We start from the raw sequence: 17,993 nt of genomic DNA, 5'->3' as shown, positions 1-17,993 counted from the left end.
CCGCAAGAAGGAGTTTAGCCCATGAGTGCATTGACGGAAGAAGAGAACTTGATGATCGCCGAAAAACATATCTCGGTGCTGGATCATGGCTTTGTAGAACTCATTGACTCCATGGGAACGGACTTGACCGTGGTCAACTCCGCGCGGGTTTCTTTTGGCAAGCGCAAAACCGAATTATCGGAAGGCGATAAAAAGCTGATTAAATACCTGGCAGAACATAAGCACTGGAGCCCCTTCCGGCATGTGCAGCTTCAGTTTCACTGCAAGGTGCCTGAGTTTGTGGCCCGTCAGTGGTACAAACATGTTGTAGGCATTGCCTATACCGATTCCGCCACTGTTGATCACGCCTGGAATGAAATTAGTTTGCGCTATGTGGATGCCAGCGAATTCCATTTTTACGCCCCGGACGGTTTCCGCAAGCAGTCGGAAAACAACAAGCAGGCCTCTACTGATGAGTTGGTGAAGGATCCTGAGGGGCAGTTGATGGCGGAATACAACAACCACTGTCAAAAATCGCTGGATTTATACCACCGTATGCTGGAGCATGGCGTGGCCCGTGAACAGGCCCGTGGCGTTTTGCCCTTGAATATTTACACCGAATTCTACTGGACGGTTTCCTTGCAAGCCCTAGTGAACTTTATTCACCTTCGCACCCATGAGGGCGCTCAGTATGAAATCCGGTTGTTTGCCGATGCCTTGCAACAACTGACCCAACAAGTGGTGCCTGTTTCTTTTGAGGCCTTGCTGGGGTAGAGCAACGCTTAAGTTGCTCAATGGTAAAGCGGCCCTGAACTTGCTATGATGCCCTTGCCATGAGAATTATCGCCTGCTTTGCCGCTACACTGGATGGACGCATTGGGTCCGCCACCAATCTGAAAGATCGGGTGGGGACTGCTGCTGATTTAGCGCACTTGTTAACCGTGCGTAATCAGGCGGATGCCATTTTATGCGGCGGAGAAACCTTTCGCCAGCACCCCAACGTGCGAAAGGGTAGCCAACAACCAGTAGCGCCCCTGCAATGCCTGCTCACTCAATCTTTTCAGTTGCCCCCACAGGCCAAACTGTTTCAGGATAGCGTGAACAGCGATCCCCCGGTTCCGGTGCTGATTTTTTCGCCCCAGGCGGCCAGCCCGGAAATTCAAGCCCGCTATCCGGCCCATGTTGAATGGCTGACTGCGGGTGCGGCGGGCAACCCGGTTCCCCGCATTCTGGAAGTGCTGGAAGCCAAAGGGGTGAACACCTTAATGGTAGAGGGGGGCGGCCATATTATGAATTTGTTTTTGCAAGCCAAAGCCATTAACGAGTTGTACCTAACCGTTTGCCCCCTGCTATTGGGTGGTAAGGACGATCCGGGTTTGGTGACGGGGGCAGGCTTTCGGGTGGCTGAGGCCCCTCGCACTGAAGTCATCTCTGCCGAATGGCAAGGGGCGGAGCTTTATTTGCACTTAAACGTGAATTACCCCACGAGCGCCGATTAAGCGGAATAACCGTAGTTATCGGCAAAGTCACTGGTGCCGATGGTGCCTACGGCTTGCACCTGAATGTCTGGAATTAGCTCGCTGTAAGACATGACCGTGATGATGGGGATATGGCGATCCAGCAACTGGAACAGGGGCAAGCGGATTCGAGGGGAGCATAGAATGACGGGTACCCGTTCGTAGGTTTGTTGCACCCGGCGCAGGGTCTCACCGGTAATTTCAATTAGTTCCTGCACTTGCAAGGGGTTTAGCAAAAACATGGTACCCAGTTCCGTCCGCTGGCAGCTGTCATCCAGAATTTTTTCCCATTCGTTGGAAAGTGTCACCGCATACAGGTTTTTATTTTTATCGGAATGCAGTAAGCAGATCTGACGGCCCAAAGCGGCCCGCAGGCGCTCGGAGAGAATATCCGGTTCTTTGCTGAAGCGGGCGTAATCGCTCAAGCGCTCAAAAACAAACATAATGTCTTTGATCGACACTTTTTCCCGCACCATGTTCACAAAAATCTTGCGTAAATCGTTGGGGGTTAAAATGGCGGGAACCAGTTCCTGAATAATGGATTGATCCTGCTGGCGCACCAGCTCCATTAGTTTCAGCACATCCATTTTGGACATGACTTCATCCACGTGCTTGATGACCACTTCCTTCATATGTTCAATCAGGGCATCGGTGGCATCCACTGCGCTTTTTTGCAGTTGCTCGGGAATTTCCTGGGGAGGCAGCCAGTAGGCTTCCTCAATGCCAAAGGTGGGTTCCATATCCACAATGGCGCTTTGGGGCGGCTTGAGGTTGTGAAGCTGAAACTGGCTGGCTGGAATCATGTAACGTCCGGGGTAAACGTTGGCGGAGGCCACCGGGTTGTTGCGAATGGAAATTAAATACTCGTTGGGGCCAATGTTAATGCTGTCCATAATGCGAATGTTGGGCAGAATAAAGCCCAGCTCATCGGTCATTCGAGAGCGCAGTCCCGCGATTTTACCCAATAACTGCCCGTCCTGATCGGGATCGGCAATCACCAGCAAATCGTTCCCCACTTGCAGGCTGAGCGGATCGACGCCCAGTTTTTCGTACATGCGGTTGGGGTTAATCAGCTCACTCATGTTTTCTTTCACCTGATCCAGCTGGCCCAGTTGTTGCTGGACATCGGTGGCCAAAAACACGCTAAAAGCGATGGCTCCCAATCCTACAGCAATGGGGCCGAAGGCCCACAGTGGCATGCCGGTGCCAAACAGCCCGGAAAGACCAATGAGCAACAAAAACGCCGCTGAAAAAATAAGGCCGTAGGGTTTGCCCTGCACCTGGGCGAATAAATCTTTGGCCAAACTGTTCTCACTGGCGGTGGATCGGCTCATCATCAGACCGGAAGCAACCGACATCAGTAGGGCGGGCACTTGGGCGGCCAAACCATCCCCTACGGTGAGAATGGTGTAATGCTGCAAGGCTTCCTCAATGGCCATGCCATTCATCAGCATACCAATGGCCAAACCCCCAATGGCGTTGATAACTGTAATGATGATACCGGCGATGGCATCCCCTTTTACAAACTTCATGGCCCCGTCCATAGAACCAAACAGGGCCGATTCCCGTTGCAGATCTTCCCGCTTCTTAATGGCCTCTTCCGGGGAAATCAGGCCTGCGTTAAAGTCGGCGTCAATGGTCATTTGTTTACCGGGCATGGCGTCCAGCGCAAATCTGGCCCCTACTTCCGCAATCCGTTCCGCGCCCTTGGTAATAACCATAAATTGCACCAGGGTGATAATGATAAAGATGACCGCCCCGACAATCAGGTTACCGCCGGTTACCAGTTCACCAAAGGCGTGAATAATCCCGCCCGCCTCCCCTTTGGATAGAATGGACCGGGTGGCGGCGATACTGAGGGCCAGCCGGAACATGGTGCCTACCAGAATAATAGAGGGAAAGGCCGCCATATCCAGCGGTTTTTGAACGTACAGGGACATCATGAGCAAAATCACGCCCAGCGAGATGTTCATGGTCAAGATGACATCCAGCAGCCAGGTGGGCATGGGCAGCAGAATGACAATGATCAGCGCGCAGATCATGATGCTCATGGTTAATTCTGATGCGGATGGCAGTACGAAGCTTTGCCCGCCCTGAGGTTGGGCCATTAGCGCCCTCCCTCAGACGTATTGCTGAACAACCGCCGTAAAATACCCAGCTGGGTGGCAAAGGAGGCGTCAATTAATCCGCTGTTGGTTTCCACAATACAACTGCCCAAATCCACGCCGGTATCTTCCATAATAATCATTTCTGCGTTCAGGTTGGGAATGGGATCTTCTTTTAAAAAGCGGCGCACATTGGCGGCATCTTCCGGGTTAATTTTGACCAACACGCTTTTGGTGTTGCGCCCCAGTTTCTGGATGGTGTCCTTGACGATACCCATGACCAGGGTTTCATCACAACTGACCTCGGTTTTAATAATGCGAGCGGCCACTTCCACCGACAATGAACCAATGTCATTGGCCACCGACAACAACGCTTCTTCCCGCCCGTTCATGAGCTGGGCAATGCTTTCCCGCAATTCATCAATGGCCGCTTCCGCTTTGGCCAGCCCTTCCTGAAAACCCTCTTCCTCGGCTTGCTCTTTAATGGCCACGGCTTCCTGATAGGCTTTGCTGATTAAGTCCTTGTCCTCAATGCGGCGATATCCCCGGCGGCGGTCATTGCGCCGGTCATCGGTTCGGCGCTCAGGGGCCAAGCCGGATTCTACCGTGTCTTCATTCCACTCTACCGGCGGCTCAATCGCCTCGTCACCGGGTGAAAGGGTGTTGGGGTCTTCTCCCGAGCTGGGAAACGTGTGGCTGTGTGAACGTCGCTTGATGATCATCGCGATTGGCTCCCCTCATTCGAAAGGCGTTGCTGCCGTTCTGGATCCAGTCGTTTGGCCAGGTGATGATAAATAATTTCCGCCAGCCGGGGTGATAGTGGTGGAACCGTTTGCGTCAAGGATGAATCCTGTTCCAGCTGGCTGGCCAGTTCTGGATGGTGGGCCATCAGGTATCGCTTTACCACCGCCCGCTCCTCTTTTACACATGATAGCAGTTTTTGAGCGGAAATCAGCCCAATCAGCGCGGTGATTCGTTGGCTGGAGGCCTGAGAACTCTTTCGGGCTCTTTTGTTAAACAGGGCTTTCAGTTTTTTTAAATGCGCTTCCACCTGATCAATGTCTAAATGCTGCTCCACATGTTGGGGATAGCTGTAAAAGGCAATTAACTCTTTTTCTGCCGGGTTAAAATTATGGAGCAGTTTAGCCCGCTGACTGGCCGTTAAGGTGGTTAACATCAAAGAAACCGCCGCGTATTTTTCATGGTTTTTCAGGGGGGTGTTTGGGGCGCCGGTAGGAGGCATAGGAGGGGTTATGCCTGCTGACGACTCAGGCTCATTCCCCATCAATTCTGTTTGTGGCGTTTCAGAAGATTCTGCGGCTGATAGTTCCAATTCGGGTTCCGGGTGAATGGGACCGTATGCTTTTTCGTATTCGTCAATATAATGAACCAGGGCGCTTTCGGCCCCTTGGGTGATAAACTCGACCTGTTGCTCGTGGTTGAATTGAAATTCAGGGGTATGTTCCTGCCCGTGGGTGGCGGCCACCACTTGCTTGGCTTGCTCATAAATGTGCATGGCCACTTGCTGGGTCAATTGTTCCGCCAGCTCATTCCCAATATTGTGCTCCCGGCAACGCAATATACTGTAGAGTACGCCTTCTCCAAACAGAGAAACGGTTTGCGAGGCGGTGGCGTCATCCAGCGGAATGGGATCGGCGTCTTCCTGAAGTTGAATGCCGGGTTCCTTAGCCAGTTCCGAAATAGCCACACTGTTAAAACTGGCCACAAATTGAGCGTACCCTTCCACCTCTTCCGGGGTTAGCCCATAATTTTGCAAACGGCTGTAAACCAACTGGTTGGCCTGCTCTAAAATGGCTTCTTCGTTAAAATTACTCATGGGCCGTTTATTGGGTGCCTGTTGTTGAATGAACCAAAATCAATGTTTACAACGCAACCGGTGTTTAAAGGCTAATTGCGATTCCAGGGCTGTGGTACCGAGGCTCCTTTGGTGCCGGTGGTTTCTTCTTTAAGCAGGGTTTCCGCGCTTTGCTTCATGAGCATTTGCAGCTCTTTGGGGCTGTTGGTCATGTTGCCTGGGAAAGCGGGATTGGGAACGTGCATAAAGCCCACCAGCAGCTTGGCCAGATTAAACAATTTCCAGGCCAGCGCTTCCAGAATCACTTTTCGAGCCTCCCATGCCAAGCCGGAATCGCGCAGTTTTTTAGAGGAATGGTTGACGCCTCTTAAAAATAAATCGATGATCTGCTGGGCATGGCTGGCGTCCACCACAAAGGGTGTATCCGTGTAAGGCAATTGAATGCTGCGATTTTGGGATAACTCATTGGCGGCAATGCGAGTGAAGGCAAAAATAATGGTTCTGGTTTCCTCAATTTCAGATTGAGAAACGCCAATTTCCACCAACCGATCACAGATTCGAGAAGCCCACTCTGTGGCCAATTGCTCGGAATGAAATAAAGGTTGACTCATATCAGTGCTCGCTTCACTCTGCTCGGGGTTGATGGATAAAAAATCAGAACCGGATTTTCAGGGTTTTATGATTTCAGGAATAAATACTGCCACCAAGGGAGTTTTGGGGCTTCATTCAAGAAGATTCAATCCAGCTTTTAATTTCTAAATCCAGCGTATCATCTTCCAAATCTTCTTCGGATACCACGTCTTTGAACGATTCCAGTGTTTGCTGGATGCCGCCGCTGGTGGCAATGCGCCGTTGAGATTCCAGCACGGTGTTTTCAAGGGCCTGAGCCTGCTGCATTTGTTTTTGCTGGGCTTCCAGAATCATTTGCGTTTGTTGCTGGGTGGCCTGTAATTGGGCCTGCTGCTGGTTGGCGAATTCTCGTAACTGTTGGAGTTCCTGCTGGGCATGAACCATGGCCTCTTCCGGGATTTTTTGACCGCCTTTTTGCATATTCAGCAACACAATGGCCAGCAAACAAAGCAGTACCGCGCCTCCCGCCCAGTAAATCCAGGACAGGTTACCGCTAGTGCCGCTGCCCCCGCCATCCATACCGTCTGAGCCGGAAGCGCTTGCCGGTGCAAATTTTTGCATGTCGCTGCGGGCAATGCTCACGTTTTCCGGTCGCATTTTGGGGCTGGCCGCTTTGGCGAGCAAAACCTGCAGTTCGTTCACACTCATGCCCCCCGGAAAGTGGTTGGCATCAATGGTCACCGCAATGGAAATATCTTCAATCATGCCCACCGGCCTGGTTTCAACCCACTGGGTTTTGGAGTTGCTGTAGGCCACTTCCACCCCGTTGCGGTTGTAATCTTTGTTATTTTTACCGCCAATCACCGCCGAATGCAGTGAGTTGGGCAGAAAGCTACTGGTGGGGCCACCGGCGGCGGGGCCTGTTCCATTTGAATTCAAATTTTCGTTAAACGCCTGTTTGGTGCTAACCACTGCCCCTTGGGGATCAAATTCCTGCGTCATGGTTTCTTTGGCGGCTTGACGTACTTCGGTACTGACTGTTACTACATAGTTGCCGGTGCCCACCAACCGATCCAGTTGGGTGGCCACCTTTTGCTGCATGTAGCTGTCCTGCTCCTCAATTTTTTCGTTGATTTCGGTTCCATTATCCAGCACGCTGCTGTAGGTGTTGCCGTTGGTATCGGTAACGGTTACATGAGAAGAGTCCAGTCCTTGCAGGCTGCCCACCACCAGGTTGGTGATCGCTTTTATCTTGGGCTTGCTCAGTCGGGTGCCACTGGGTATGGTGACTTGTACGGTGGCCGACATAGGCTGTATTTCGCTGCGAAACAGGGTTTGTTCGGGAATGGCGATATTAACGGAGGCATCCTCAATGGGATCAATTTTTTTAATCAGGCGGGCAATTTCCCCTTGCTGAGAGCGAATGAGTTTAATTCTTTTTTCTTCTCGAGACGCGGTTAAATCCCCTTTGTCAAAGGCTTCTAACCCCACATGCTTATCCATCAGCCCGGATTGTACCAGTGTGATCAAGGCCCGATCCCGTTCGTTTTTGGTGGTGCCTTTTTCAAACAGCAAAGTCACTTTATCGCCCTCTCCGGTGGATTCCAGGCGAATGTTTTCTCGGGCCAGTAGCGCCTGAATTTCAATGGCTTTGCCGGTGCTGGTCACCAAGGCCAGTTTACGGGACTCTATGGGGTCGCCCAATTTTTCTTCCCCCGGATTTTTAGGGGCATTGTTTATGACGATTAAGACTACGGCCACAATGAGTATCAAGCCCAAAATGCCGGCAATAATGGCCAGCATTCTTTTATCTTGCATAATGGCTTGTATTTGGGGAGGCATGGGTTATTTCTGCTTCCTGAATCCAATAGGGCCGCTTAAGGTTACAATCAGCCATTTCTATCTTACGGTGAAACGGCTGTGGCTTTTATCGGTTGGCTGGTGGATCTTCCAGCCCCGAACTTCCTGAAAATGGAGGAGCTTTCCATTTTTTAAGCCTAATCCGCTTTTGCGGTTTCGCAACCTAAAGTGGTGAGGTGGGCCACCCCAAAGCGGAACGCGCCCATTGCCGTATTAACTTTGGCTTTATAAATTCGGACTATTAAATCTGAATTTGCAGGATTTTATCGTAAGCCTGTATCACTTTGGTGGCCACCTGGGTGGTAATGCTAATCAGCAGTTCCGATTTGGCGTTGGCCACCATCACATCATGCACATCCACCCCGCCGGTGGTCATGGCGTCATGCATCAGGGCATCGGGAACCTGGGCGGCTTCATTCACATGGTTCAAACTATTCACAATGGCATCCTGAAAGTTGGGTTTTTGAACCGCTGAATCCAGTTGCAGTTTGGGCATGCTGGCCTGAAAGGGGTTTTTCACCCCTTGGGTCATGGAAAAGCTGGGAATTTGGCCGATTTTCATAAAAATGCTCCGTTCATCGGGAATTCAGGTTAACTGGTGGGGCTGTCCGACTGCTTGGCTTGCAGATACATGGATAGAATGTTGCGGACGTAATTCTGGGTTTCTTTGTAAGGGGGAATGCCTTTGTGCTTGGCAACGGCGCCCGGTCCCGCGTTATAGGCGGCCAGCGCCAGAGGAATATTGCCGTTGAACTGGTTGAGCAGCCCTTTTAAATAGCGCACCCCGCCTTCCAGATTCTGGGCGGGATCTTGAGGGTTGTTAATGCCCAGTTGTTTGGCGGTACCGGGCATTAATTGCATTAGGCCGCTTGCCCCGGCTTTAGAAACCGCATGGGGGTTAAAGCCCGATTCTTGCTGAATGACCGCGTTAATCAATTTGGTATCTACCCCAAACTGAGCGCCCAAACGTTGCACTAGGGGCTGAAAGGCCTCTGCGTTCTGGTTGTTTCCAGCCGTGGCTTTCAGGTTGGGTAAGGCCCCATTTTGTTGGGTGGCCGCTTGTTTGAGGAAAAACTGGAAAGGCCGGGGTTGTTTGGCATCGGAAAGCGGATCCGCGGGGAGGGTGGGTGCGCTTGGGGAACCTGCGGGTTGTGGGCCTCGTACGGCACTAATCATGCCTTCAATCTGGCGCATGCGGCTTTCAATGGCTTCAATACCGCCACCTGCCATCATGCCGCTTCCCGAAATTCCAGAGATTGTCATGGTTTGTTCATTCCTTTTGGCTTAAGCCGTTAGCTTTTAGCTACCCCGGCCAATTTCCAGTGCTTTGTTTGCCATGTTTTTAACCACGCCAATGACGGCCAGGTTGGCTTCAAAAACCCGAGAGGTGTTGAAGGCATCGGCCATATCGGTCATGGGGTTGACGTTGGACAAGGTGACATAACCATCTTTGTCGGCTTCCGGGTGACCGGGTTCATAAATACGCTTGCCGGGTGTTTTATCGGCCACCACGCCTGCCATTAAAGTGCCGCCGGGACCATAAGAAACACCGGTGGTAATAATGCCTTTCCGCATGCTGGCAATCACATCCTGAAAAGACACCTGGTAGTTTTCGGCCAGTACTGGAATTTTGCGTTCATAGTAAGGGGTGTTGACGTTGGCGATGTTGTTGGCATGCACCTTCATCCGTTCGGATTGGGCACCTAGGCCCTGTACTGAAATATCCAGCGATCCTGATAATGTCATGTCATGGATTCCTTAAGTTGAATGCTTGCTTTGAAAAGTGGTAAATCAGGGTGAAACCCGGTAGACCAGTACCTCTTCCGGGGCGTCCCAACTGGTAAAGCCGGTTCGGCAAAGGCGTTGTTTCTGGTACACCATCAAAATGATGGGGAGCAATGGAATCAGTGAGCAGAGGCTCAGTAGGCCATTTATCCAGATTGACCGGGTGATGGCTTGTTCCCAATGTAAGGGCCTGCCCTGGGCATTACATACCCTGAGGCTCATGCTGTTTTTACCGGGCGTGGTGCCCCAGGTGGCTAGTAAAACGCTGTCGTACACAATCAAGGCCAGGGTAAATAGCAGCACCATCAGCACGTTGTAAGCCCCTTCGCTGACCGGTTGGTTGAACCCGATTCCTGAAAATGGAGTTTCGAAAATCAAAAACAGGGGCGCGCAAATCAGGGTCACTATCAGGCTGTCGATCCCTTTGGCGAAGTATCGGCGCCACGGGTTTTTTAACTGCGTGGTTTTGCCATCCAGCACCTTTAAAAAGGGTTGGAAGGGTTTGCCAGCCTGTTGAGTGCGTTGCGCCATGTTTGAAATCAGCCTCTTTGGTTTTTCGCTTTTTTGACCGGCCTGCTTTTTTATCGACCCTATTTTTTAGCGGCCTACCTGGGTGGCATTTTTAAGGGAGTTGAATACACTGGCCGCCCGGCGGGTGGTCATGCTGTAGAACAACAGGTTCTTCTGCATTTCCACCAGCTCTTTTTGCAAGTCCACTGGCAAACCGCTGTTGTTGTTCATTTCACTCAGCTTGCTGCCCATGCGTTGAGACAAGTCGGTTTCAAAGGGGTTTTCCGTTTTCAGCACTTCGGCAAAACTCATTTCCCGTGCGGTGTAGCCCGGTGTTTGAGCGTTGGCGATATTGGCGCTGGTTAGTTTTTGTTTGGCGGAAATGGCGGTTAAATAATGAAGAGATAAATCCAGTGAGTTGCCCACGAAATCCATGGCGAAACCCCTTTAATTGCTTACTGCTTCAGGTTGACGGATTGACGATACAGATCGTCGGCAAATTTGATAATTCTGATGTTAGAAATAAGAGAGGCGTTCAGGCGTAGTATCTGGTCAATTTGTCCGTGGATACTGACGTTGGAGCGCTCCAGTGTGCCTTGGCTGATTTTGCTTTCTGTGTCCACCATGGGTTGGCCGGATTCTGGGGTGGGGGTTAATTTGTTGTAGCCCAGGCTTTTAAGCGTTTCCGGGTTTGCGAACCGGGCCATGGTGATTTTCCCGATGGGTTGAAAGGTTTGGCTGCCGGTGACTTTCACCCGCACTTCACCGTCTTTTTGAATCTGGATGTTTTCGTAATTGATGGGCACTTTAATGCCATCAGCCACAATATCGCCCCGGTTGGTCACGATGATGCCTTCGCTGTTCAGGGCAAAGCTGCCATCTCGGGTGTAGGCCACCACCCCATCCGGCTGGGTGACTGGAATATAGCCAAATCCGTCTATGGAAACATCCAGTTCCCGCTTGGTGATCATGGCTAAGCCTTTGCTGGCGTCTACCCGCAGGGAGTTCTCCATCCGGTCATCGCTGGTCAGGTATTGTTCAAAGCGCTGGGCCTTGTAGCCAGTGGTGTTAAAGTTGGCAATGTTGTTGGAAATGGCGCCTAGCGACTGGAACTGTTTGCCAGCGTTGTTGGCTGCCAGTCTCATAATTACGTCAAGCATGGGTAACTCCCTAAAATTGGATTGGTATTCAATTGGAATTACTGAGTTCTGCCCAGTTCCTGGATCATTCTGGACAGGTTGTCGTTTTGCACGATAAACATTTGTCGGTTGGCTTCAAATTCGCGCCGCAGGGGCATAATGGCCATGTATTCGTCTTGCAGCATCACGTTGGAATCTTCCACGTAGCCTTGTTTCATATCCACTTCTCCGGCGGCGGCCCCTTGCTCGTTGGCAACCCCGATGGTGGCCACCGAAATGAGGTTTCCGTTGCGAGTGTCATACAACTGCACTTCGCCGTTGGGGTTGATTTTGACTTTTTTCTCCAAATCATCCGGGATCATGGGAAAGCGCACCGGCAAGCCCGCTGCTGATAAAATCCGTTTGCCATCCAGCGCTTTCAGGTAGCCGTCCTTATCAACGTGAAAACGGCCATCACGGGTTAGGTCCACGCCGCCATAAGCGTTGAGTTTTTGGAAATAACCCGGCGTGTTCAGGGCGATATCTAAGGGGTTGCCTGAGCGTCGCAGCCTGCCGATTTCGGTACTGGTTGCTTCATCGAGCGAATTGGGGCCTAAAATTTCCGCAAAGGAGGTGATGACCGGGCTTTTTTTCTGGTATCCCGGAACGCCATAGCTGGCAATGTTGTCCGTATGCACGTTGAGCATGGACATTTGGGTGTGCATGGCCTTGATGGAGATAGTCATGCCATCGTTGGCGTAAACGTAACCTTGCAGTTCCATGGGCCGCTTTCCTTATGGTTTCAAGGCGCATTGTTGAAATAATGCTCGGTTTTGGGCCGATCGCAATGGCGCTTGTTCTCCATTTCGGCAAAGCGGAAATAAAAGTTGAGGAAAAGAAAGAGAAGATCCCCTATCTGGTGGAGAGCAATCCTAGTAGGTGAATTGATGGGGCCATGCTGGTGGTTGAAATACTGGCCTCTTAAACTGTTTTGGATTTAACGCAAAAAGCCCCCTGACAAACAGAGGGCTTTTTATGAGGTTAGTAATCAGAGAGAACGTTGTTTCTTAAATAAAATAGATACGGCTTTTAAAACTGGTCCCACAGGCGGAAGCCTAAATCACTGCCTTCAGCGGCCCCTACCGGAACGCCGGTGGCAATGCCTACCGGCAAAGCGGCCAAGGTGCCAATCAGTCCTACCGGAACCATCAACGGGTTTTTATCCGCCTCTCCAAAGGTTTGGGTGGCAAAGGCCTCTTCGGTATGCACAATGCCTTTCATGCCACCGCCAATAGCCCCAAAGGCCAGGCCAGCGGCTCCTGTCATCAGCCTTAAAGGGAAGCTTATGATTTGCCAGGTTTTATTGCCGCTGCGGGTCATGGGGCCACTTGGGTTGGCTTTGGTAGGATTCAGGGCTGTAGCCCCCACGTAAACCGGCATTAAAGCCAGTCCCAGTGCTACCGCAAGCACGGCACAATTTCTGCTCAACACAACGTTCTCTCCTAACGCGCTCTATCCGTATGGTTTTAACTGGACACCACGACTGCTACTGAAATGAAAATTCGTGAATATTAAACCACGCCTTAAAATCTCGTCTGTTTTATTTTAAAGGATTTCTATCGATCTTCCTAACAAAAATCTCCACAAAAAATCCCGACCTTGATGGGGCCGGGATTTTTGCAAGCTAAGCGTTATTTTAAATTTTAACGGTGTCTACCATCAGGGTTTCCGGGTGGCGGATGATGGTTTGTATGATTTCATAGGTGCCGCTAAAGGATAAAAGTTTATCGCTACGGCTGAGGCTGCTTGCTCCGGCCTCAATTAATAATTTTTGCAGTTCTTCGGCGCCGTCGATGCTGCGGGCCTCCAATGTGGCTCGCAGTTCTGCTTCCCGGATAAACTTCATATCTTTACGGTTGTTATAGTAAAGGTACCAGGCTTTGTGGGTAAAGCGGGCGGTGCTGCTTTGTAGATCATCGGCGCTAAAGGGTGGCTCTACAGGGGCGGCTGGCTTTTCCGCGGTTGCGGTGGCGGGGGGTTGGGCCACGGGGGTTGGCTTTTCGGGTTGAGGGGTTTCACTCATGACTTACAGTCCACTCCTAGCGTTATCGTTGATTTTCCCTGTCATCTTATCAGCCGGGAACCATGGTGACAAGTTACTCCGCCCGCTCAGTTTGCCGGACGTTTTTGCTGCCACTAGGGCCGGTCTCCGTGAGCGTTTTCAGGTTCTTTAAAGGGGCGGGCGCAGCGGCCTTGGGAAGAGGCGTTTCCGGTGGGGCCATGACCTCTTTGGGCGTATAATGCCCCCGCATGCCCGGATCGGAGGATACCGCCTTTTCTGCCGATAGGCTTTTGGCTGGGCTTGCTTTGGGTACCGGGGTTTGGATATGCCCATACATCTGGTTCAGCAACATAATGGCCGCTTCCCGATTGACCGGGGCCAATGGGTCAAACCCTTGATCAATGGTGAGCTGGGTGCCGCTCAGTCGAAAGGTTTTTTGTAGCATTCCATCCTGATAAGCAATGGCCACATACGGTTTGGCCCAATCGCTGATGCTGGTGTAATCTCTAAACATGGAAAGGGCTTCATCGCTGGACATCATGTTTGGGTCAACTGACGCGTTTTCAATCTGATCGAGGCTGAGTGCGTGGGCCAGTGGTTGCTTTTGGGCCAAATAAACATACAACGCGCACAGTTCTTCCCGGTTTAAAGGCCGGTTGTTTTCCAGGGTATGCGTCCCCAACTGCAGCTCCGTTGGAAGAATCATCAGTTTGGCGGGATTCATGGGGCTGCTCAGTGCATCGGGGGGGGCGGCCATGGCTTGTAGGGCATTGGGCTGAGCGGATGCGGTTTTGGCTTCCAGCGGGCCTAAAGCGCCGGATTGGATTTTGGAGGCGCTTTCCGCCGCTTGATAATCGGTCGCCCATTGCCGAAATTCAGTGAAATTGATGGGGAGATTGGGGTTGAATTGATCGTGGACCCCGGCGGGCCTTAAAACGCCGATACGGATGGCATGGCCCACTGCCGCTAACAGTTTGGGGTTGTGGCGGGTTTGATCGCCGTAATCCATCAGGTCGGCGTAAGCGCCCACATAAAGCGCCGGAATTTCATTTTTATCCTCAGAAACCACGGGGGCTTCTATGGCCGGTATAAAAGGGGGTTCATTGATGGTTTCGGCGGGTTGAGACTCCCCCAAGCACCCCACGAGCGGCACTAACAGTCCGGCCAGGCAAAGCAGGTAAAGGGATTTTAAATGCCGGTTATTCATTCGGTTCCGGTATTCATTTATCAATTTCATAAGGCTTTCATTGTAGTGCGCTTCCATTTCAGAGAACGCTTTCATGGCAGAGAGGCTGTATGCGGCAAGACGCTGTGAGTTCCTCTCTTTGCTGTAGGCTGGCGTCTTTTATTTTATGTTACAGTATTTTTAAGCAATGAATGCCACTGTTTGCCTCCCCAAGCGCTCAGCGGGATTGCGGGCATACTTTTTTTATTAAATAGAGTTCCGCCAATGGGCAGGCGCTTTTCAGTTTTTCCCAAGTTTGAAGCGTGTTATCACAAGAGAGTCAATTCAAGAGGCTTGAGGTTCGTATGACCATTCCTTCTACCGCTCAGGAAATTCCATCCAATATTTATAAGCCCGGTGCGCCGCTGGAGGCTCGGGTCATCGATCATTACCGGCTGACCGCCCCGGATTCTCCCAACGATGTTTGCCATATTGTTTATGATGTTTCCGCCAGCGATTTAAAATATGTGGAAGGTCAAAGCATTGGCGTTTTACCGCCGGGTGAGGATGCCAATGGCAAGCCTCACAAACTGCGTTTATATTCAATCGCCTCCCCTGGGGTGGGTGATGATGGGCATGGCAAAACCCTGACCGTTTGCGTAAAGCGGGCCATTACCGTGGATGAGGCCACCGGCCAGGAATATCACGGGGTTTGCTCCAGCTATCTGTGCGATTTAAAAGTGGGTGATACCTCTAAATTAACCGGCCCGGTGGGCAAGGCTTTTATCATGCCGGATCAACCCAATGCCAATTTAATTATGGTGGCCACTGGCACCGGCATTGCGCCGTTCCGGGCCTTCCTGAGTAAGCGATACAAGCAGCTTCAGCATGAAACCGGCCAGAGCTGGTTATTTTTTGGAGCGCAAACCCGCAAGGATTTCCTGTATGAAGCCGAGTTGAAAGCGTATCAGGAAAACGCTGGCTGTCAGGTGATTACCGCTTTCAGCCGAGAAGAGAAAAACGCCCAAGGCAACCGCATGTACGTGCAACATCGCTTGATTGAACACGGTGAAACCTTGTTTGAGTTGCTGAAACAACCGGAAACCTATTTATATATTTGTGGCCTGCGGGGCATGGAAGCCGGTATTCTGGAGGGTTTCCAGGAAATCGCGCAACGTCAGGGCATTGATTGGAATGTATTTTTTGATACATTGAAAGCGGAGAAGCGTTGGCACGTTGAGGTATACTAGGGCCACGCCGATGAGAGGGGGCCTTCTATGTCTGAACGGGTTGAATATGATGTTTTATTGATTGGAGGCAGTCCTTCCAATCTTATTTTGGCCCACCGACTGGTGGATTTGGCCGTGGAAAGTGGCACGGCTTTTACCTTTGCCGTTTTGGAAAAAGGGAAAGAATTTGGCGCTCATATTGTCAGTGGGGCTGTTTCTAACCCCCGGGTGCTGAAAAAAGTATTTCCCAATCTGGAGCAATCCGATTTCCCGCTGGAAGGCATTTGTACCCACAGTCATTTTTCGGTGCTGGGCGCTCAAAACGTGTGGCAGGTGCCTTGCCCTTTCATGCCCAATGGGGTGAAAAAAGAAGGCTACTACATCCTGACTTTAAGCCATGTGGTGAAGTGGCTTTATGAAAAGCTGGAAGAGAAAGTCAGTGCCGCGGAGCATATTCACGGTGATTTTTTTCCGGCCTTTGCCGCCCATGCGGTGGTGTATGAAGAGGATACCGTGGTGGGCGTTCAAGTGGTGGAACAGGCTACAGGCAGCCCGGATGAAGAGAATATTTACGGTCGGGTGGTTTGTTTTGGAGACAAGGGCTTTGTTTCTCGGGATTTGATTGCCAAATTTAATTTGCGGGATAACCCGCAAAAATGGTCGGTGGGGGTTAAAGAGGTTTGGGAACTGGCCCCGGATCAGAGTTTTGAGGGTCAGGTGTGGCACACTATGGGCTATCCGCTGGTGGATGGCACCTTTGGGGGTGGCTTTATCTATGGCATGAAAGATCACAAGCTGACCATTGGATTGATCATGTCGCTGGATACCCCCAATCCCAACTTGAACCCGCAGCAGAAATTGCAGGACTTAAAAAAGCATCCGTGGCTTCAGGCCATGATTAAAGGCGGTAAATTGCTGAAGTACGGCGCCGCTTTACTGCCAGAAGGGGGTTATTACAGCCTGCCCAAAAAATTCCAGGTGAACGGGGCTTTGGTGTTAGGAGATGCCTTGGGGGTGCTGGATGTCAGTTGCCTGTCCGGGGTGGATAAATCCATGGAAACTGGCTATATTGCCGCTGAAGTGATTCATGAGGTTTTGAAATCCGGTGGGGCGTTTACGGAAGCAGCCTTATCACCTTATCAACGCAACGTGATGGCCGGTTTTGTGGGCGAGGAACTGAAAGCAGGCCGTTATTTCCGGCATGCCTGGGAGGAGAATCCCCGGTTGCTGCGGAACTACTTGCCAGAGGTGCTGCAAGGCATTGATACTACCAGCCCGTACCTGGGCTTGATGAGCGTGGGGCTTAAAAATAACCCGCTAACGGCCGTGACCGATGCCTTGCGCTTGAAAGGCTTTATTGAAGGCACCGCCGAAATTGGGGCGTTAAAGTACAAGCCCGATTATCAGCATATTATTCCCAATTACAAACCAGCCAGTCTGGTGTCGCCCAAATACGACGACGCTACGATGGTTTCCCGGCCCGACGCTGTGTTTTATGCCGACCCCAAGTACCATGAAGGCAATCTACACATCGATGAGTTTAACGCCGACGTGTGCGTTCAATGCATTGCCACTTACGAGCGTTTAAGCAAAACCACGCCTTGCGTGTCCGATTGCACGGCGGAAGTGCATCGGGTGGATGAGGTGGCCGGGTTACACAAGCACGGTATGTCGCTGGAAAACTGCATTCAGTGCCGCACCTGTGAAATTATTTGCCCGGAAGTGAATTTAAAAGTTCGTGCTGCAGAGCAAGGCTCTGGCCCTGATTTTATGGGGCTGTAAGCGCTTTTAGCCGGTTTTAAACTCAAAAAACAGGGTGTGGAGGTCGATGATCTCCGCACCCTGTTTGGTGATGCGCTTTAGCGGCACGGATTGTTTTGAGGCGAAAAATAGGAAATGCCCAAAAGTTTCGAATGAGGGACTGGCTCATGTGTTTGGCTAAATTTGGCTTAATAAATCTTAACGATTCGCAGGGTTTTCGTTGACTTGAGGGTGATAGTGTCGATAATACACTAGAACAAAGTGTAGAAATTACACTAGCAGGTCAGCATCCGAAAAACCGTTAGCCTTGTGCAGAAACGAGTTGAGCATTATGTTGATGCCACCCCTTCAAAAAATTTATAACACCCCTCAAATCGCGGAAACCAGGGAGCGGGCTTCCCTTCGGGCGAATCTTGACCCGGCGTCTTTAAGATTGCTGGATCTGTGGGTTCACCCGGAGAAGTATCGTTCCATCGAAACTAAAGATCGTCACTCTCTGGATATCTTGGCGTAGAC

General features: G+C 51.2%; 20 protein-coding genes. 5 read left to right on the top strand and 15 right to left on the bottom strand.

Going from position 1 to position 17,993, the window contains the following annotated elements; all coding sequences use genetic code 11:
* Positions 1–21: 21 nt before the first annotated feature.
* Together thyX and ACEW81_RS06935 are read left to right on the top strand one after the other, a co-directional pair.
* Positions 22–753: an FAD-dependent thymidylate synthase gene (gene thyX, locus ACEW81_RS06940; protein ID WP_373532241.1), complete on the top strand. Its 732-nt coding sequence runs from the start codon at positions 22–24 to the stop codon at positions 751–753.
* Between the two features lie 59 nt (positions 754–812).
* Positions 813–1,478 (top strand): RibD family protein, encoded by a 666-nt coding sequence (locus tag ACEW81_RS06935; protein ID WP_373532240.1) that lies wholly within the window; start codon positions 813–815, stop codon positions 1,476–1,478.
* Here ACEW81_RS06935 and ACEW81_RS06930 read toward each other — a convergent pair.
* The 15 genes from ACEW81_RS06930 to ACEW81_RS06860 form a co-directional block, all read right to left on the bottom strand.
* The gene (locus tag ACEW81_RS06930; protein WP_373532239.1) at positions 1,475–3,604 is read right to left on the bottom strand and encodes a flagellar biosynthesis protein FlhA; all 2,130 of its coding nucleotides are present in this window, start codon (positions 3,602–3,604) and stop codon (positions 1,475–1,477) included. The two genes, ACEW81_RS06935 and ACEW81_RS06930, sit on opposite strands and share 4 nt — an antisense overlap.
* On the bottom strand, positions 3,604–4,323 hold the full coding sequence (locus tag ACEW81_RS06925; protein WP_373532238.1) for a FliH/SctL family protein: 720 nt from the start codon (positions 4,321–4,323) through the stop codon (positions 3,604–3,606). Before ACEW81_RS06925 ends, ACEW81_RS06930 begins: the two co-directional genes overlap by 1 nt.
* On the bottom strand, positions 4,320–5,438 hold the full coding sequence (locus ACEW81_RS06920) for a hypothetical protein (protein ID WP_373532237.1): 1,119 nt from the start codon (positions 5,436–5,438) through the stop codon (positions 4,320–4,322). Before ACEW81_RS06920 ends, ACEW81_RS06925 begins: the two co-directional genes overlap by 4 nt.
* 71 nt (positions 5,439–5,509) lie before the next feature.
* Positions 5,510–6,028: a hypothetical protein gene (locus tag ACEW81_RS06915; protein ID WP_373532236.1), complete on the bottom strand. Its 519-nt coding sequence runs from the start codon at positions 6,026–6,028 to the stop codon at positions 5,510–5,512.
* Positions 6,029–6,143: 115 nt separating this feature from the next.
* The gene (locus ACEW81_RS06910; RefSeq protein WP_373532235.1) at positions 6,144–7,829 is read right to left on the bottom strand and encodes a flagellar M-ring protein FliF C-terminal domain-containing protein; all 1,686 of its coding nucleotides are present in this window, start codon (positions 7,827–7,829) and stop codon (positions 6,144–6,146) included.
* Between the two features lie 259 nt (positions 7,830–8,088).
* A complete protein-coding gene (fliE, locus tag ACEW81_RS06905; protein WP_373532234.1) occupies positions 8,089–8,409 on the bottom strand; it encodes a flagellar hook-basal body complex protein FliE in 321 nt (106 codons plus the stop codon).
* A 29-nt stretch (positions 8,410–8,438) separates the two neighbouring features.
* Complete coding sequence (locus ACEW81_RS06900; protein WP_373532233.1) at positions 8,439–9,110, bottom strand: lytic transglycosylase domain-containing protein; 672 nt, start codon at positions 9,108–9,110, stop codon at positions 8,439–8,441.
* 36 nt (positions 9,111–9,146) lie between these two features.
* Entirely contained in the window at positions 9,147–9,593 is a 447-nt protein-coding gene (gene flgC / locus ACEW81_RS06895) for a flagellar basal body rod protein FlgC (protein ID WP_373532232.1), read from the bottom strand.
* Positions 9,594–9,638: 45 nt separating this feature from the next.
* A complete protein-coding gene (locus ACEW81_RS06890) occupies positions 9,639–10,163 on the bottom strand; it encodes an RDD family protein (protein WP_373532231.1) in 525 nt (174 codons plus the stop codon).
* 66 nt (positions 10,164–10,229) lie between these two features.
* A complete protein-coding gene (locus ACEW81_RS06885; RefSeq protein ID WP_373532230.1) occupies positions 10,230–10,577 on the bottom strand; it encodes a flagellar basal body rod protein FlgB in 348 nt (115 codons plus the stop codon).
* A gap of 20 nt (positions 10,578–10,597) precedes the next feature.
* A complete protein-coding gene (locus tag ACEW81_RS06880) occupies positions 10,598–11,302 on the bottom strand; it encodes a flagellar hook-basal body protein (RefSeq protein ID WP_373532229.1) in 705 nt (234 codons plus the stop codon).
* 38 nt (positions 11,303–11,340) lie between these two features.
* Positions 11,341–12,042 carry a flagellar basal body rod C-terminal domain-containing protein gene (locus tag ACEW81_RS06875; protein ID WP_373532228.1) on the bottom strand — a complete coding sequence of 234 codons (702 nt, stop codon included), beginning with the start codon at positions 12,040–12,042 and terminating at the stop codon, positions 11,341–11,343.
* A gap of 307 nt (positions 12,043–12,349) precedes the next feature.
* On the bottom strand, positions 12,350–12,751 hold the full coding sequence (locus ACEW81_RS06870) for a hypothetical protein (RefSeq protein WP_373532227.1): 402 nt from the start codon (positions 12,749–12,751) through the stop codon (positions 12,350–12,352).
* 205 nt (positions 12,752–12,956) lie between these two features.
* Positions 12,957–13,343, bottom strand: a complete 387-nt coding sequence (locus tag ACEW81_RS06865) for a hypothetical protein (RefSeq protein ID WP_373532226.1) — start codon at positions 13,341–13,343, stop codon at positions 12,957–12,959.
* A gap of 73 nt (positions 13,344–13,416) precedes the next feature.
* Positions 13,417–14,559: a hypothetical protein gene (locus ACEW81_RS06860; RefSeq protein WP_373532225.1), complete on the bottom strand. Its 1,143-nt coding sequence runs from the start codon at positions 14,557–14,559 to the stop codon at positions 13,417–13,419.
* 293 nt (positions 14,560–14,852) lie between these two features.
* Between ACEW81_RS06860 and ACEW81_RS06855 the strand changes: the two genes are divergently transcribed.
* The 3 genes from ACEW81_RS06855 (at position 14,853) to ACEW81_RS06845 (ending at position 17,991) form a co-directional block, all read left to right on the top strand.
* A complete protein-coding gene (locus ACEW81_RS06855) occupies positions 14,853–15,737 on the top strand; it encodes a ferredoxin reductase domain-containing protein (protein WP_373532224.1) in 885 nt (294 codons plus the stop codon).
* A 27-nt stretch (positions 15,738–15,764) separates the two neighbouring features.
* Positions 15,765–17,498 (top strand): electron transfer flavoprotein, encoded by a 1,734-nt coding sequence (locus tag ACEW81_RS06850; protein ID WP_373532223.1) that lies wholly within the window; start codon positions 15,765–15,767, stop codon positions 17,496–17,498.
* Positions 17,499–17,808: 310 nt separating this feature from the next.
* Positions 17,809–17,991: a hypothetical protein gene (locus ACEW81_RS06845; RefSeq protein ID WP_373532222.1), complete on the top strand. Its 183-nt coding sequence runs from the start codon at positions 17,809–17,811 to the stop codon at positions 17,989–17,991.
* Positions 17,992–17,993: the final 2 nt, after the last annotated feature.

This window comes from Vampirovibrio sp. (genome assembly GCF_041737375.1).
Lineage (GTDB): Bacteria > Cyanobacteriota > Vampirovibrionia > Vampirovibrionales > Vampirovibrionaceae > Vampirovibrio.
This window is presented reverse-complemented; position numbering and strand designations above follow the sequence as displayed.